Here is a 15,576-nt window from a genome sequence, read left to right on the forward strand (position 1 = left end):
TTTGAACACAACGGAGAGTTTGATCCTGGCTCAGGATGAACGCTGGCGGCGTGCTTAACACATGCAAGTCGAACGAACCTTCGGGTTAGTGGCGGACGGGTGAGTAACGCGTGAGAATCTGCCCTCAGGAGGGGGATAACGGTTGGAAACGACCGCTAATACCCCATATGCCTACTGGTGAAATGAATTTCGCCTGAGGATGAGCTCGCGTCTGATTAGCTAGTTGGTGAGGTAATGGCTCACCAAGGCTTCGATCAGTAGCTGGTCTGAGAGGATGATCAGCCACACTGGGACTGAGACACGGCCCAGACTCCTACGGGAGGCAGCAGTGGGGAATTTTCCGCAATGGGCGAAAGCCTGACGGAGCAACGCCGCGTGAGGGACGAAGGCCTCTGGGCTGTAAACCTCTTTTCTCAAGGAAGAAGATATGACGGTACTTGAGGAATAAGCCACGGCTAATTCCGTGCCAGCAGCCGCGGTAATACGGGAGTGGCAAGCGTTACCCGGAATTATTGGGCGTAAAGCGTCCGCAGGCGGCTTTTCAAGTCTGCTGTTAAAGCGTGGAGCTTAACTCCATCATGGCAGTGGAAACTGAAAGGCTTGAGTATGGTAGGGGCAGAGGGAATTCCCGGTGTAGCGGTGAAATGCGTAGATATCGGGAAGAACACCAGTGGCGAAGGCGCTCTGCTGGGCCATTACTGACGCTCATGGACGAAAGCCAGGGGAGCGAAAGGGATTAGATACCCCTGTAGTCCTGGCCGTAAACGATGAACACTAGGTGTCGGGGGAATCGACCCCTTCGGTGTCGTAGCTAACGCGTTAAGTGTTCCGCCTGGGGAGTACGCACGCAAGTGTGAAACTCAAAGGAATTGACGGGGGCCCGCACAAGCGGTGGAGTATGTGGTTTAATTCGATGCAACGCGAAGAACCTTACCAGGGTTTGACATCCTGCGAACCTCTTAGAAATTTGAGGGTGCCTTCGGGAATGCAGTGACAGGTGGTGCATGGCTGTCGTCAGCTCGTGTCGTGAGATGTTGGGTTAAGTCCCGCAACGAGCGCAACCCACGTTTTTAGTTGCCAGCATTTAGTTGGGCACTCTAGAAAGACCGCCGGTGATAAACCGGAGGAAGGTGTGGATGACGTCAAGTCATCATGCCCCTTACACCCTGGGCTACACACGTACTACAATGCTACGGACAAAGGGCAGCAAACTCGCGAGAGCTAGCAAATCCCATAAACCGTGGCTCAGTTCAGATCGTAGGCTGCAACTCGCCTACGTGAAGTAGGAATCGCTAGTAATCGCAGGTCAGCATACTGCGGTGAATACGTTCCCGGGCCTTGTACACACCGCCCGTCACACCATGGAAGTTGGCCATGCCCGAAGTCGTTACTCCAACCCTTGTGGAGGAGGACGCCGAAGGTGGGGCTAATGACTGGGGTGAAGTCGTAACAAGGTAGCCGTACCGGAAGGTGCGGCTGGATCACCTCCTAACAGGGAGACAACAAAATGTTTAATATTATTATTTTGTCACCTTAGGTCGATCGGTATCTCACGTTTTTAATTTATTAAGAATTTCATTTCCTAAGTTTTTCTAGGTCACACCCATTATTTTTCCTGGGCCATTAGCTCAGGTGGTTAGAGCGCACCCCTGATAAGGGTGAGGTCCCTGGTTCAAGTCCAGGATGGCCCATATCTCTATGTTGGGGGTATAGCTCAGTTGGTAGAGCGCCTGCTTTGCAAGCAGGATGTCAGCGGTTCGAGTCCGCTTACCTCCACTGATTACCACCTCTTCCATAACCGGTAGAAAGGAAATGTTTTGAGTTGTGATCAAATTCTGAAAGAATCTAGCTTCCTAATGAAATCATTAAGATGCTGGACTCATTGAATTAATTTCATTGTTTTCAGAGAACCTTGACAACTGCATAGATTATTTTTAAAGACAATAAGCATCTTTAATGATGCAGATTTATTATTTGTGCGAATGCATTAAATAACAATTCTATTAAGCTGATGCTTCAATTTTTGAAGTTATTGGTCAAGCTACAAAGGGCTCACGGAGGATACCTAGGCACACAGAGGCGATGAAGGACGTGGTTACCTGCGATAAGTCTCGGGGAGTTGGAAGCACACTTTGATCCGGGAATTTCCGAATGGGGCAACCCCATGTACGGCCAACTGAATATATAGGTTGGTGCGAGCTAACCCAGCGAACTGAAACATCTTAGTAGCTGGAGGAAGAGAAAGTAAATAACGACTCCCTCAGTAGCGGCGAGCGAACGGGGAAAAGCCCAAACCGATAGTCTTGACTATCGGGGTTGTGGGACAGCAATATGGATCAACAAGTCTAGAAGAAACGTTTGAATGGCGTGCCACAGAGGGTGAAAGCCCCGTAATCGAAAGATAAGTTGACCTAGCTGTATCCCGAGTAGCACGGAGCACGTGGAATTCCGTGTGAATCTGCGAGGACCACCTCGTAAGGCTAAGTACTACTGTGTGACCGATAGTGAAACAGTACCGCGAGGGAAAGGTGAAAAGAACCCCGGGAGGGGAGTGAAATAGAACATGAAACCGTGAGCTTACAAGCAATGGGAGCCCGACTAATCGGGTGACCGTGTGCCTGTTGAAGAATGAGCCGGCGACTTATAGGCACTGGCGGGTTAAACCGGAAATGGTGGAGCCACAGCGAAAGCGAGTCTTAATAGGGCGTTTGTCAGTGTTTATAGACCCGAACCCTGGTGATCTAACCATGGCCAGGATGAAGCTTGGGTGATACCAAGTGGAGGTCCGAACCGACTGAAGTTGAAAATTCAGCGGATGAGCTGTGGTTAGGGGTGAAATGCCAATCGAACCAGGAGCTAGCTGGTTCTCCCCGAAATACGTTGAGGCGTAGCGTCTAGTGCTCCAGCAGGGGGGTAAAGCAACCATTTCGGTGCGGGCTGCGAAAGCGGTACCAAATCGATATGAACTCTGAATACCCTGTGTGTAACTAGGCAGTCAGACTGTGGGGGATAAGCTCCATAGTCAAGAGGGAAACAGCCCAGACCGCCAGCTAAGGTCCCAAAATTAACGCTAAGTGATAAAGGAGGTGGGATTGCCCAGACAACCAGGAGGTTTGCCTAGAAGCAGCCATCCTCAAAGGAGTGCGTAATAGCTCACTGGTCGAGCGATCCTGCGCCGAAAATGAACGGGGCTAAGCGTTATACCGAAGCTGCGGATAAATTTATTTATGGTAGGGGAGCGTTCTATGTAGGGTGAAGCGTTAGCGTAAGCGGACGTGGACAGCATAGAAGTGAGAATGTCGGCTTGAGTAGCGAAAACATGGGTGAGAATCCCATGCCCCGAAACCCTAAGGGTTCCTCCGGCAGGCTCGTCCGCGGAGGGTTAGTCTGGACCTAAGGCGAGGCCGAAAGGCGTAGTCGATGGATAACAGGTCAATATTCCTGTACCAGATGTGTTTTGAGAAGGGGGACGGAGAAGGCTAACCAGGCCAGATGTTGGTTACTGGTTCAAGCGTTCGAGGCTTTGAGAGATGGAGAAAACATCTTGAGCTAAGGCGTGAGTACGAGCTGCTACGGCAGCGAAGTTGGTGATGTCATGCTTCCAAGAAAAGCCCTATACTCGTTAAGACACAAATGCCAGTACCCGAAACCGACACAGGTGGGGTGGTAGAGAATACCGAGGGGCGCGAGATAACTCTCTCTAAGGAACTCGGCAAAATGGCCCCGTAACTTCGGGAGAAGGGGTGCCAGCGAGAGCTGGTCGCAGTGAAGAGGCGCAAGCGACTGTTTACCAAAAACACAGGTCTCCGCTAAGTCGCAAGACGATGTATGGGGGCTGACACCTGCCCAGTGCCGGAAGGTTAAGGAAGCTGGTTAGCTTTTAGTGAAGCTGGCGACTGAAGCCCCGGTGAACGGCGGCCGTAACTATAACGGTCCTAAGGTAGCGAAATTCCTTGTCGGGTAAGTTCCGACCCGCACGAAAGGTGTAACGATTTGCGCGCTGTCTCGGAGAGAGGCTCGGCGAAATAGAATTGTCTGTGAAGATGCGGACTACATACACCCGGACAGAAAGACCCTATGAAGCTTTACTGTAGTTTGATATTGTGCTCGGGCTCTGAATGCGCAGAATAGGTGGGAGACGTTGAAATAGTGCTTGTGGGTACTATTGAGTCATCGGTGAGATACCACTCTTTTAGAGCTAGGGTTCTAACGCTTACCCGTTATCCGGGAAGCGGACAGTATCTGATGGGCAGTTTGACTGGGGCGGTCGCCTCCTAAAAGGTAACGGAGGCGCACAAAGGTTCCCTCAGGCTGGTTGGAAATCAGTCGTTGAGTGCAAAAGCAGAAGGGAGCTTGACTGTGAGACCTACAAGTCGAACAGGGACGAAAGTCGGTTTTAGTGATCCGACGGTTCTGCGTGGAAGGGCCGTCGCTCAACGGATAAAAGTTACTCTAGGGATAACAGGCTGATCTCCCCCAAGAGTTCACATCGACGGGGAGGTTTGGCACCTCGATGTCGGCTCATCGCAACCTGGGGCTGAAGTCGGTCCCAAGGGTTGGGCTGTTCGCCCATTAAAGCGGTACGCGAGCTGGGTTCAGAACGTCGTGAGACAGTTCGGTCCATATCCGGTGTATGCGCAGGAATATTGAGAGGATTTCTCCCTAGTACGAGAGGACCGGGAGGAACGCACCTCTGGTGTGCCAGTTATCGTGCCAACGGTAAACGCTGGGTAGCCATGTGCGGAGTGGATAACCGCTGAAAGCATCTAAGTGGGAAGCCCACCTCAAGATGAGTATTGCCATGGCTTAAGCCAGTAAGGTCACGGGAAGAACACCCGTTGATAGGCTCTACGTGGAAGCTTGGTAACAAGTGCAGCGGAGGAGTACTAATAGACCGAGGGCTTGACCAAATAAACTTAATTTATTGTTTTTAATTTATAGAGTATTCTATGCAGTTTTCAAGGTTCACACTATCCTGGTGTTCATGGCGATGTGGAACCACTCCGATCCATCTCGAACTCGGTTGTGAAACGCTTCAGCGGCGAAAATATTTAGGGGGTAGCCCCTTGAGAAAATAGCTCAATGCCAGGTAAAATATTTAAAAGGGTTTACTCTTCTTGAGTAAGCCCTTTTTTATTTTTGGCAATTAGGACACCAATGGGTACTTCTTCCAGTAATTTTTTGTCTCTCAATTAAATTTCCACATTTACGACATTCTCTTCCAGTTCTCCGATAGACATTTGTCTGCAAACCAAAATTCCCATTCTCTCCTTCCAAGTCCCTAAAATCGCTAAATGTCGTCCCGCCAGAACCTATACTTTTTTTTAATACAATTACAATTGATTTTTTGAGCTTGATTAATTCATTCTTCTTTATTGTGCGAGCTTCCCTAAAAGGTGAGATGCCAGCAGAGTATAAACTTTCATCAGCATAAATATTACCTATGCCTGCAACTATTGTTTGATCTAATAAAATAGCTTTTATAGATTTTGTTCTTTTTGAAATAGCTTCCTTAAGATAATTTGCATTAAAGTCTTTAGAAAATGGTTCTGGTCCTAATGAACCTAATCCTTTAATTACTTTGTTTATGGATAGGTCTTTATTAATCCACCACATTTGACCAAAACTTCTTACGTCAACGTACCTAAGCTCATTATTATTTTTATCAAAAAATCTTATTCTTGTATGTTTACAAGGATGAGTTGAGTTTTCAATAAATTTGAAGTATCCAGTCATTCTTAGATGAACTACAAGAAATCCATTATTTTGTGAATTTTCTAGAGGAAATTCAGTATTCTCATTTTGAACTTCTTTTAATTGAGCAATTAAATATTTTCCTCTTCTATCCCATTTATAAATAAGTGAGTTCTTAAGTCCTTTAATGAATTCTTCTTTGTTTGATGGGTATGCGACAGTTGAATCCCTACAAACTTCTACTTTTTTAATAATAAAATTATTAAGTTTTTGCTCTAAACCTCTGCGAACAGTTTCTACTTCAGGTAATTCAGGCAATTATTTAAGCTTTCTCTAATTCACTTTCAGCGAAATTATTTGTATTTGCTCCACCGTCTGTTCCGCTTATTCCAGCGTAATTTACTTTATCGAATCTGACTACACAGTTATATTTAATACCTGAGGTGTCAACTGAAGCAACTTTACCTATTTCATTGTACCAATATGATTCTGGTCTTTTTACTCTTACGAGATCACCTCTTGAAATTGCCATTACTATTAATTTAACTTTTTGTAGAATAGCTCATCATTAATATTCTTAGACAAATTATTCACACATATTAATTAAAAGTTTTAACAAAAATCATTTATTAAATTATTTTCGAATTCTTCTTTAGCAGGCTTACTTCCCCTCCATTTTCTGCCAGGTATTCTTACATCTAATTCATTGGCATCACAATTGATTGAAAGAATCAGTTTTTTATTTTCTTGATTTAGTACGTTTAAAACTTTTCTACCTTTTATATCTTTATATGATTTACTTTGAGTAATTATAGGACCATAAATTTTTTTATCTGACTCAAGATATTCACTATTTTTTTTATTTTCGGTTGTTTTATAATTTTCTGAATTATTTGTGTTCTTTTTTATTATTATGAGCTTTTGACCAACCTTTATTGAATCAGGATTGTTGAGATTATTAAGCTCTATAAGATCTATTACTTTTAAATCATATTTGTTTGATATCTCAGTAAGATTTTCACCGATTTGAACAATATGATAATTATTTATTAAATCTGATTGTTTTGTAAGATTTTCAGTAGATTCGGAGATAATAAGATTTTGGCCAACAAAGATGTAATTTTCATCTTTTAAGTTATTCAATTTAATAATTAAATCTTTATTTATTGAATAGAATTTTGAAATACTTGATAATGTATCTCCACTTTTTACAACATGAATTTTTTTTATTTCATTTTCTTCTTCAGAAATTGATTCTTTTTTAGCAATATTCTCAATTTTATTTTTTGCTGAAAATATCTGGTCTTCTGATTTTATCAATGAGTGATTAAAAAAATTAATAAATATGGCAATAATTAAAAATGCAAATTTCATAAAACTCACTATTTATTTAAAGATAATCTTTAAATTTAAAATCGCTAGGTTTTTGAAAACAATTTAAGTAATTTAAATCTGAAAAATAAACTTTAAAAATTTCTTTACTCTTTTGTAGGGAGGATACCGCAGATTTGAATCAAATAAAAAACCCTTAAAAGTAATAGATTTCTGATTTGAAAAATTTCGAAATCCCTCTTCTCCATGAAATTTACCAATACCACTTTGCCCAACCCCTCCAAACGGTAAATTTGGAATAAGGACTGGTAACATTACATCATTTATACAAATTGTTCCTGAGCTAGTTACTTTTGAAATATGATTATGGATTTTTTTATTTCCTCCAAATAAGTAGATTGCTAATGGTTTTGATGTTTGACTAATCTGTTTTAAAACTAATTCCCTATCATTGATTCCAATTACTGGAAGTAGTGAACTGAATAATTCTTTTTGCAAAATATCTGTTTCGTTTAATTTAGTTCTCAAGATTGTAGGAGATATTTTCAAATTTTTTTTACTAAAAGTCCCTCCGAATAAAATTCTTTTTTCTTTTTTATATTGTTTGAGAATTTCTACAGTTGAAGTAAATTGCTTTTTCTCTAATTTTGATAAGTTTTCGGAAATAATTGGATTATCTCCGTAAAAACTTACTATGCATTTCTTTAATTTTTCTATAAAAATATTTTCAATTTCTTTATCTACAAAGATATGATTCGGAGCCATGCAGGATTGACCAGAATTAAAAAATTTGCCCCATACAATTCTTTTAGCAGCCACTTCTAAATTTGCATTCTTGAAGATAATTACAGGATTTGTTCCGCTTAACTCAAGAGTAAGTGGAGTTAAGTTTTTTGAAGCTAATTTCATTATAGATTTTCCAGTTTCAGTACTTCCTGTAAAAAAAATGTGGTCAAAATTTTGTTCAATTAATTTTATGGATTGCTTATAATCACCTTCTACTGTCATGAGGACATCTTTACGAAAATATTTAATAGTAAGCCTTTTAATAAGTTTTGAGGTAGCAGGACATTTCTCTGATGGTTTTATAACTGCAGTATTTCCTGCTGAGAAAATATTTACCAATGGCTTTAAAACATAAAGTAATGGATAATTATAAGGACCAAGAATTAAGACACACCCAAGAGGTTCATAAATAACTTTGGAGGATGATGGAAATAGATAAAAAGGTGTATCAATCTTTTTTGGCCGCATCCAAGAATTGAGTTTCTTTTTTATGAGTGAAATTTCTTCTTTCACTAAAAGGATTTCTGAAAGCCCTTCGATTTCAGATTTACCTAGATCAACAAAAAGTGATTTTATTATCTCTTTTTTATTTTCATCCAGAAGTTTAGAAACTATATTGATATGTTTGATCCGCCATTTTATATCTTCAGTTTTACCAGTCAGAACTGTTTTTTTTAATTGATAAATGTCTTCTAAATGAAATTTATCAGAAATTTTCATTTTATACCTTTGAATATTATTAAATATATCAGAGGATAAATTGTAAATAATTAAGGTTTTTAGCCAATTAAATCAAAGTGAATATTTTATGAGAAAAAATCAAATTTATTAATATTGCCTTTTAAAAATTCAATTTTTTCTTGGTTAGTATATTTCTATGAGGGAAAAATTTTCAATTAGATTGATATCTAAAAACGAAATACCAGAAGTCACAAACTGGGCAAGATTAGAAGGATTTTCCCCTGGAATGGATGACGTAACAATCTATAGAAACACAGATAAACAAGGGATATGGGTAGCTTGTCTCGACAATAATCCTGTAGGTTCTATTGCGTGTATAAAATATAATTCCTCTTATGGTTTTATAGGCTTATTTATCGTTAAAAAAGAATTCCGAAATAATGGATATGGAGTGAGGTTATGGAAACATGCACTCGAATATTTGAAAAATGTTGATTGTATTGGTCTTGAGGCTGCCCCAGATAGATTGAATGATTACGCAAAGTGGGGGTTTAGAAAATCTTCTATTACAAATCGATGGAAATTAAATGGTTCTCAAGATTTGCCATCGAGAAATTTCTATAAAGATCAATTTCATTCTTTTAAAGTTGTCCCGAGTAATAAAATTTCCTCTGAAGCGGTCTTAATTTATGATGATCAAAGAGAACCTAGTCCCAGACCACATTTTTTAAATGACTGGTTGAAAAATTCTCATGGTAATGTCAGTGCAATTGTCGATAATAATGGAATGTGCCATGGATTTGGCAGAATAAGACCTTGTGTATTGGAGAATAATGAGCAAGGCTGGAGAATAGGACCTCTTTTAGCGGATACTCCACCACTTGCTGAATTGTTAATAAGGGAGTTGGTTGGTGATTTAGATGCCCAAATTTTATTGGATTGCTCTAATCTAAATCCGTATGCAAATTATCTTTTATCAAGTTTGGGATTTGAGGAAATATCAAAAACTTACAGAATGTATAAAGGCATTCAACCTCCCTGCCCGATGAATCAAGTATACGGACTTGCCTGTTTGGAACTGGGTTAATTCCATTAAAGCGAGCATTTTGCCCTTTGTTTTTGTAATACTGGAGAAAGTTTGCTTGATTATCCATAAGCTTAACTTTCAGAGGGTTTCAAAATTTTTTCTACAATATCAGCGTTGATTATAGTGATCTCTCCATTATCAATATTGGCAACTTGAAACAAGGTCCATGAATTTGGATTTCTAGCTCCTCCAATACAGTCGATAACATGACCGACCCAGTAATTTTTATTCTTTTCATTAGTATTTTCGCAATTTTCTTTTTTAATTGCGACATAATCACCAGGCTTAACGAAAAGAAACTCAGGAGTCGCTGAGCTCATAATAAATAAATTATAGTACATAAGTACTATAGTAAGTTATTAGCTTTGTTGCCGAGCTTTGAGTTATTTAGCAAACTAGGTTAAATTCAAAAATAAAATGGAATCAACTGAAATTGCTATATTTTCAACATTATTGGGGTTAATTTTAGCTTTAACTGACGCTTATATAGAAAGAAATATTCCTGGATAATACTTCAAATACTTTTTTAAATCAAATAAGATTTAAGCTGATCTAGTATGTCGGCACGGTTGGAAACCAATTTTGTAAAAACTAAATATATTAACCCTCCCATCGCGAGTCTTCCGTTGAATTTCTCTAACTGCTTAAGTTTCCTGAACAAATTACTTTTGCGGTTAAACAAAATTTAAAGGGTATTGGGAATAAAAAAGTATTGATTACTTCAAAATTAAAAAAATTTTTAAAAAATTAATAGAAATATTATTTCAAGTAAGAATTAAATTTAAAGCCAAGCTTCTTTCATCTCAAGATAAAGTCTCTCGCTCTCAGCAGAATTAATTTTGCTGTCTGAATAGGATTGCTGCTGCTGCTGCTGCTGCTGCTGAGCTGAATTAGTATTAGAATCTTGGACTTGGCTCATTAGAGGGACTAAATATTTGTGTTTATTCTCTCATATTTAGAGCTTTTTTTGTCAACTTAAATTCTTAAATTTTATTTAAATTTTCTGTGTTTTTAATTTCCCTGTTTTGAGTGAAGTTATTTCGCTACAGTAGTTTTGTTATACAGGAATTTAACTTCCCAATATACAATTCCTAGAAAGATAGCACTTGCAATAATAATTTCAGAAATGGCTAACATTTTATCTCTCAATAACTAATTTAATTTTGGTATCAATTTACACAAAATGCAATAGGTACTAATTACATTTAAGATTTTAAAAAATCTGATTTAATAAAATAACGCGTCGAAATAATATAAAATTTAAGTTAGATAAAATTCATTTTGTGGGAAATTTCATAAATCATACAACTCTTATACCTTTAATACCTTTAGTAACCTCTATATTTATTTTTATTTTATTGGTAAGTTTTAACAGAACAACTAACAGGTTAACAAAACCAATTACTGCACTGGTTTCATTATCTTTATTAAGTTCTGCTTTTATAAGTTCATTTGACTATTTTAAGAAAATAGAAGAAGAACTAGTTTTATCTGAATTTCTCAAATTTTTTGAAGAAAAAAATTTAGTTATACATCTCAATTTAGTAAATGAAAAAATTATAATTTTTTTCTCATTCATAATGATATTAATTATTGGAATATCTTTTTATAAATTGCCTAGAAAAAAAGGTTATGTCTCATTAATGATTAGTTTAGGATTAATATCTTCCTCTGTGATGCTCTCAATATTGCTAATAGATTTCTCAGCACTAATCTAAACGGTAGTAAGCATTGACAAGGCTTCGTTAAGTTCTTGAACATGATTTAATTCATCTTGAGCAATTTCTTTTATTTTTTGATCATTTGGATTATCTATTAAATATTTGGAATAAGTTTCAAATGCATGTTCTTCGATTTTTATGTTGACATCATAAGCATTAGCCGGAGAGATGAAATAATAAAAAACCATTATCCAGTAATAGACAAGCACAAGGTGTCTCGCAAAAAATCTATCAATCCAGAACCTATCTCCTCCTCTTTTCTCCATTTCTTTAAGATGCTCAGTTTCGTTAATAGCTTGATAAAAATGTTCTTTCATTAAAATCATTGTTTTTTCATTTTTAATTCCTAGGGATTCCTTAAAATGCAGAACTGAAAGGAATGCAAAATAAGGTGATCTAGCTATTACTTCTAAAACCCAAAATCTTTGTAAAGATCTACCAGAGTATATGAAATCTAAGAATTTAACAGTACCGTTCAAAATCAAAGAATTTAATTTCTTCATGAATTTTGTTTTTCTTTAAGTATAATTACTTAGCTACTTGGTGGCCATAATGTATTGAAGTAATTAACCAAAAATTAATATTTATAGTCTAAAAATTGTTTCCTCCATTGAAATAATTTTTTTTCATGCATTAATTGGATAGATAAAAATTTTATATGACAACTACTGAAAAAATTGCAAATGCCAAAAAGAGGATTGATGAATTAGAAAGGCTTATAAAATATTGGAATGATTTAGACCATGATGAGGCAAAAATGGTAAATTTTACAAGGAAGATTGAAAATAAAGTTGCTTAGATCGTGATGATTAAGGGTTATTAACTTTATCTACTTAAAGTGATTTAATATATTTGAGGTTCAGAATATTACTGAATTTATAAGTAGAGCAATTAAACCTATTCTCAAAAACGGCAAAGAGGAAATAATCTAAAAGAAAAATTTAGATGAAAACCTTTTCAAAAAAATATTTAGTTCCGATTAAATTTATACCATGGATGTTTTGGGTATTCATATCTTTTATGAGTATATATTTGTGTAAGATAGCCTGGGTAAATTGAATAATGATTGAAACTAGCTTCTCCTTAGCCAACCAGGAGCACCGCCAAACCAATCCGATATATCATCTTCATTTGGTTTGAAATGATTTTCTTTATCTAGTCCATCTATCCCAAATGATTGTAAGAGGTTATCAATACCTCCATCATTTTTTGTACCATTCCTTCTAAAGCTGTTAGCTTTTTTCAGCCAAAGAGAAATTGTCGAATTATGGTGTGCGTATTTCTCCACATATATCCTTTCTTCTAATGTAATTGATTTATCTTGAGCAATTCTTTTAATTATTCCTTGGATCTTTAGTCTTTTTTCATTACTAAGGAGCATTTTTTATTAATTAATTATTCTTTTTATAGGAAGGATTGCTGAATATATCTTGTCAATGTTAATTTCAACAAATTAACTATTCTAAAAGGTATTTAAGCGAGAAAAGTCTTAAGACACTAAAAAAAAGGATCAATAAGTTACTAATGATACGTTTATTCATTTATCAAACTTATAATTCCTGCAAAATAGATAAATAAAATTAATCCAATCATAAGGAAACTTTGAAATTAAGATAAGTGGATCAAGCTGTTGCATTATAGTAAAATTGTACTATTATTAGTACAGATGTATTATTAAGATATGAAAGTGATTTCATCTTCTCCTTATGCCCCTTTTAATTCCAAAGAGTGGAATTCTTTAATAAGCAAAAATGCAAAGTTTGAAAATACTCCAATAAAGATTCAAAAAAAATTTTATCGAACTTTTACCCTAAAAAAGATTAAAAAAGATCAACTTTTGCAAGAGAAGAATGATTTGCATCAGCAAATGCAACTTGTATTCGGATAGAAAAATATTAACTAACAATCTTTTTATTGAATATTATTTTACGAGATCCAATTTTTTGTTAGATTAGTAGAAATACAAGAAGGATTTAATTTGGCTCTAGATCGAGAACTTTTAAAAGAAGTTACCCAAGAACTTTGGAATACCGTAAAAAAACTAAGACCTGAAATAGATCGGCAAACTCGACTTCAATTAGTTTTAAAGGCCTTATTAACTATTGGAGATTTGCCAGATCAAATGCAAGCTGCCATGGTCGTAGGTGTTTGCGCAGAAATGGATAAGAGTGATATTGCTAATGATGAAACTAATTCACAAACTAAAGATTCAAGCGTAGTTGATAACCCCACAGGCAGAAAAGTTGTTAGAAGAAGTTCAGCTAAATAAACCTTAAACGATCAGCCTTTAATTTTCTTTGATTCGTTTTTATTAAGTCTATTGAATATGTAATATGAAATTACAAGTAAGAGGGGAACGAATATTGAATGTAAAGTCATCATTAATTCTGTTTGGCCCATTCCTATAAGATTTGACTCGTTTGGAAGTTGTTCTGACCAAGTGCCAACTAAATGCCATGCTTGAGGAATTGATAAGAAAAACATATAGGAGCTATAAGTTAAGTTTATGTTCAGATAAAGATTATCATTATTGAACGTTTTTGCTTTCTTTATTCTTATTTCTTAACTAAGTGATCTAGAGTTATAAAACGAAATTGATTCATAAATTTATTTTCTTAATAAGAGTTTTAAATTCTTTTTTACCAATAATTTTTTCAGCTGCGTAAGCACCACTTGCTGAAACGGCAGGAATTCCAATACCTGGAAATGTACTTGCACCGCAAGTAAATAAATTTTTCACTGGAGTTTTGCAGCCTGGGAAAAGACCTTTTGCTGCAGATATTGCAGGACCGTAACTACCGCAATGGGTATTGGTGAATTTTTTATGGGTTATTGGGGTTCCTAGCATCTTTAAATCAATCCTTTCATCTATGTCAGGAATGAATTTTCGCACCGCATTAAGGAATATTGAACATCTTTCTTCTTTCAAATTTCTATATTCTAATTCCTTCGGATTTAGGTTTTCCCAAATTTCCCATGGTTCATTTGCGGGAGTATAGCCATGAAGAACATGTTTCCCTTTAGGAGCCATATTCTTATCTAAAACAGATGGGATTGAAAATACAGCTATATTTCTTTCTGCGGTTATACCTTTTTCCCATTTATCAACATGTATTGCATGTATTGGCAAATCTTCAAGACCATCAGCATCAAAACCTAGATGTATATGAAGGAAAGAATCACATTTATTAGGGTTCAAAACTTTTGTATTCCATTTTTTTGAAATTTCATTTGGAATTAACTTTTTTAAATTCCAAACATCAGTATTCGTGACAACAGAATTACAACTATAGCTAGACCCATTATCGAGAGCTATACCTGTCGCAAAATTTTTATTGAAGTTAATTGTCTTTACTTTCGAAGAGAGAATTAATTCTCCTCCATTTTTTTTAAATCCATTAATTAAGGCTTTTACGATAGATTCACTACCTCCTTTAGGGTATTCAAGGCATGAATTTGGTTCAAACCATTCGTTAAATAAAGTAGCCATCGCTGCTGTATTTGTATCATGCATTGACATACCACTTATCAAAAAGCTCAATAAATCAACCCAATTTCTCAGAAAAGGATCCTCTAGATGATTATTTACTAATTTCCCAAAGCCCTTATTAATTTTTGGTATTTGCTTGATATTAGGTAAAAATTTTGAGGTTAAATTTATTAGATCTAAGAAATTTATTGATTCGGGACAAAATGAGAGTAAAGGTATTTCATTTATTATTTGGCTAAGAGGTTTTATTCCGGAAATAAATGATTCCCATTCTTTAACAGATTTCTCACCTCTTAAAGTTTTAATTGTTTGTTTAAAGGGTTCTTCCCCCACATTAAGATTAAAATTACCTTCTGGGACAATTACTCTCCAGCCTTTGTATTGAAATAGTTCAACTTCTTCATCAAGTAATTTAAGAATTTGCCCTAAGGGATTAGTCGTCGGCCACTTACCTATTCCACTCCACAATGAAGGACCTGATTCGAAAGTGTAACCTTTCCTTTGGAAACTGTGGGCAACACCTCCCGGTCGGGTATGTGCTTCACATATAAGTACCTTTTTACCTGATAAAGCGAGAATCGAACCGCAACATAATCCTCCTATTCCACTACCAACTATTACAACATCATACATTTCCATTAAATATTTGCTTTACTCTTCTAGAAAACTAATTTTTTTTAAACAAATGTATTAGTTGAAGTTGTAATACTTAGTACAACAGCTAGGAAGAATATGTAAGGAACTGCTTTAAGAGGTATGTATCCTTGACTTTTAGAAATAAAATC

Annotated in this window: 15 protein-coding genes, 2 tRNA genes and 3 rRNA genes; 10 read left to right on the plus strand and 10 right to left on the minus strand. The window is 36.5% G+C overall.

All coding sequences use genetic code 11. The annotated features are described in order from the left end of the window. Window positions 1-7 precede the first annotated feature (7 nt). The 5 genes from SIB45_RS04515 to rrf all read left to right on the plus strand — a co-directional run bounded on the left by SIB45_RS04515 (window position 8) and on the right by rrf (window position 5,091). Window positions 8-1,492: ribosomal RNA gene (locus tag SIB45_RS04515) — 16S ribosomal RNA — on the plus strand. Window positions 1,493-1,617: 125 nt separating this feature from the next. Beyond that, window positions 1,618-1,691, plus strand: a tRNA-Ile gene (locus SIB45_RS04520). Between the two features lie 12 nt (window positions 1,692-1,703). Further along, a tRNA-Ala gene (locus SIB45_RS04525) sits at window positions 1,704-1,776 on the plus strand. Between the two features lie 258 nt (window positions 1,777-2,034). Next, window positions 2,035-4,910 (plus strand): 23S ribosomal RNA (locus tag SIB45_RS04530). Between the two features lie 64 nt (window positions 4,911-4,974). Next, window positions 4,975-5,091, plus strand: a 5S ribosomal RNA gene (rrf, locus tag SIB45_RS04535). The 16S, 23S and 5S rRNA genes sit together here with 2 tRNA genes alongside, the layout of an rRNA operon. A gap of 42 nt (window positions 5,092-5,133) precedes the next feature. Here rrf and SIB45_RS04540 read toward each other — a convergent pair. The 4 genes from SIB45_RS04540 to SIB45_RS04555 all read right to left on the minus strand — a co-directional run bounded on the left by SIB45_RS04540 (window position 5,134) and on the right by SIB45_RS04555 (window position 8,532). Beyond that, entirely contained in the window at window positions 5,134-6,012 is an 879-nt protein-coding gene (locus SIB45_RS04540; protein ID WP_011862363.1) for a DNA-formamidopyrimidine glycosylase, read from the minus strand. A gap of 4 nt (window positions 6,013-6,016) precedes the next feature. After that, window positions 6,017-6,226, minus strand: a complete 210-nt coding sequence (locus tag SIB45_RS04545; protein ID WP_011817817.1) for a photosystem I reaction center subunit IV — start codon at window positions 6,224-6,226, stop codon at window positions 6,017-6,019. Window positions 6,227-6,306: 80 nt separating this feature from the next. Further along, complete coding sequence (locus SIB45_RS04550) at window positions 6,307-7,068, minus strand: LysM peptidoglycan-binding domain-containing protein (RefSeq protein WP_011862364.1); 762 nt, start codon at window positions 7,066-7,068, stop codon at window positions 6,307-6,309. A 72-nt stretch (window positions 7,069-7,140) separates the two neighbouring features. Further along, window positions 7,141-8,532 carry an aldehyde dehydrogenase family protein gene (locus SIB45_RS04555; protein WP_011862365.1) on the minus strand — a complete coding sequence of 464 codons (1,392 nt, stop codon included), beginning with the start codon at window positions 8,530-8,532 and terminating at the stop codon, window positions 7,141-7,143. 157 nt (window positions 8,533-8,689) lie between these two features. Here SIB45_RS04555 and SIB45_RS04560 point away from each other — a divergent pair, with 157 nt between their 5' ends. Continuing rightward, on the plus strand, window positions 8,690-9,580 hold the full coding sequence (locus tag SIB45_RS04560) for a GNAT family N-acetyltransferase (RefSeq protein ID WP_011862366.1): 891 nt from the start codon (window positions 8,690-8,692) through the stop codon (window positions 9,578-9,580). Window positions 9,581-9,651: 71 nt separating this feature from the next. Here the strand turns inward: SIB45_RS04560 and SIB45_RS04565 are convergent, their stop codons facing one another. Next, window positions 9,652-9,900 (minus strand): DUF3104 domain-containing protein, encoded by a 249-nt coding sequence (locus SIB45_RS04565; protein ID WP_041484658.1) that lies wholly within the window; start codon window positions 9,898-9,900, stop codon window positions 9,652-9,654. 461 nt (window positions 9,901-10,361) lie between these two features. Continuing rightward, complete coding sequence (locus tag SIB45_RS04570; RefSeq protein WP_011862368.1) at window positions 10,362-10,499, minus strand: hypothetical protein; 138 nt, start codon at window positions 10,497-10,499, stop codon at window positions 10,362-10,364. Between the two features lie 364 nt (window positions 10,500-10,863). Here SIB45_RS04570 and SIB45_RS04575 point away from each other — a divergent pair, with 364 nt between their 5' ends. Next, a complete protein-coding gene (locus tag SIB45_RS04575; RefSeq protein WP_011862369.1) occupies window positions 10,864-11,298 on the plus strand; it encodes a hypothetical protein in 435 nt (144 codons plus the stop codon). Here SIB45_RS04575 and SIB45_RS04580 read toward each other — a convergent pair. Further along, window positions 11,295-11,804 (minus strand): alternative oxidase, encoded by a 510-nt coding sequence (locus SIB45_RS04580; RefSeq protein WP_011862370.1) that lies wholly within the window; start codon window positions 11,802-11,804, stop codon window positions 11,295-11,297. The two genes, SIB45_RS04575 and SIB45_RS04580, sit on opposite strands and share 4 nt — an antisense overlap. Before the next feature lie 155 nt (window positions 11,805-11,959). Here SIB45_RS04580 and SIB45_RS04585 point away from each other — a divergent pair, with 155 nt between their 5' ends. After that, a complete protein-coding gene (locus SIB45_RS04585; protein ID WP_011862371.1) occupies window positions 11,960-12,100 on the plus strand; it encodes a hypothetical protein in 141 nt (46 codons plus the stop codon). Between the two features lie 273 nt (window positions 12,101-12,373). On the opposite strand, the gene SIB45_RS04590 is transcribed toward SIB45_RS04585, so the two are convergent. Beyond that, on the minus strand, window positions 12,374-12,682 hold the full coding sequence (locus tag SIB45_RS04590; RefSeq protein WP_011862372.1) for a hypothetical protein: 309 nt from the start codon (window positions 12,680-12,682) through the stop codon (window positions 12,374-12,376). 300 nt (window positions 12,683-12,982) lie between these two features. Between SIB45_RS04590 and SIB45_RS04595 the strand changes: the two genes are divergently transcribed. Then, on the plus strand, window positions 12,983-13,189 hold the full coding sequence (locus SIB45_RS04595) for a hypothetical protein (protein WP_011862373.1): 207 nt from the start codon (window positions 12,983-12,985) through the stop codon (window positions 13,187-13,189). A gap of 90 nt (window positions 13,190-13,279) precedes the next feature. Continuing rightward, window positions 13,280-13,570 (plus strand): TIGR03894 family protein, encoded by a 291-nt coding sequence (locus tag SIB45_RS04600; protein ID WP_011862374.1) that lies wholly within the window; start codon window positions 13,280-13,282, stop codon window positions 13,568-13,570. Window positions 13,571-13,581: 11 nt separating this feature from the next. Here the strand turns inward: SIB45_RS04600 and SIB45_RS04605 are convergent, their stop codons facing one another. Together SIB45_RS04605 and SIB45_RS04610 are read right to left on the minus strand one after the other, a co-directional pair. Continuing rightward, window positions 13,582-13,785, minus strand: a complete 204-nt coding sequence (locus SIB45_RS04605; RefSeq protein ID WP_011862375.1) for a hypothetical protein — start codon at window positions 13,783-13,785, stop codon at window positions 13,582-13,584. Window positions 13,786-13,900: 115 nt separating this feature from the next. Then, entirely contained in the window at window positions 13,901-15,430 is a 1,530-nt protein-coding gene (locus tag SIB45_RS04610) for a phytoene desaturase family protein (protein WP_413682106.1), read from the minus strand. Between the last annotated feature and the right edge of the window lie 146 nt (window positions 15,431-15,576).

The organism is Prochlorococcus sp. MIT 1304 (genome assembly GCF_047305015.1).
Taxonomy (GTDB): Bacteria; Cyanobacteriota; Cyanobacteriia; order PCC-6307; family Cyanobiaceae; genus Prochlorococcus_A; species Prochlorococcus_A marinus_E.

Bases quoted from the DNA above. Each gene is read 5' to 3' on its own strand.
- SIB45_RS04585 (WP_011862371.1), top strand. From the start codon at position 11,960: ATGACAACTACTGAAAAAATTGCAAATGCCAAAAAGAGGATTGATGAA.
- SIB45_RS04560 (WP_011862366.1), top strand. From the start codon at position 8,690: ATGAGGGAAAAATTTTCAATTAGATTGATATCTAAAAACGAAATACCA.
- SIB45_RS04565 (WP_041484658.1), bottom strand. From the start codon at position 9,900: ATGAGCTCAGCGACTCCTGAGTTTCTTTTCGTTAAGCCTGGTGATTAT.
- SIB45_RS04605 (WP_011862375.1), bottom strand. From the start codon at position 13,785: ATGTTTTTCTTATCAATTCCTCAAGCATGGCATTTAGTTGGCACTTGG.
- SIB45_RS04595 (WP_011862373.1), top strand. From the start codon at position 12,983: ATGAAAGTGATTTCATCTTCTCCTTATGCCCCTTTTAATTCCAAAGAG.
- SIB45_RS04570 (WP_011862368.1), bottom strand. From the start codon at position 10,499: ATGAGCCAAGTCCAAGATTCTAATACTAATTCAGCTCAGCAGCAGCAG.
- SIB45_RS04580 (WP_011862370.1), bottom strand. From the start codon at position 11,804: ATGAAGAAATTAAATTCTTTGATTTTGAACGGTACTGTTAAATTCTTA.
- SIB45_RS04555 (WP_011862365.1), bottom strand. From the start codon at position 8,532: ATGAAAATTTCTGATAAATTTCATTTAGAAGACATTTATCAATTAAAA.
- SIB45_RS04610 (WP_413682106.1), bottom strand. From the start codon at position 15,430: ATGGAAATGTATGATGTTGTAATAGTTGGTAGTGGAATAGGAGGATTA.
- SIB45_RS04550 (WP_011862364.1), bottom strand. From the start codon at position 7,068: ATGAAATTTGCATTTTTAATTATTGCCATATTTATTAATTTTTTTAAT.
- SIB45_RS04590 (WP_011862372.1), bottom strand. From the start codon at position 12,682: ATGCTCCTTAGTAATGAAAAAAGACTAAAGATCCAAGGAATAATTAAA.
- SIB45_RS04545 (WP_011817817.1), bottom strand. From the start codon at position 6,226: ATGGCAATTTCAAGAGGTGATCTCGTAAGAGTAAAAAGACCAGAATCA.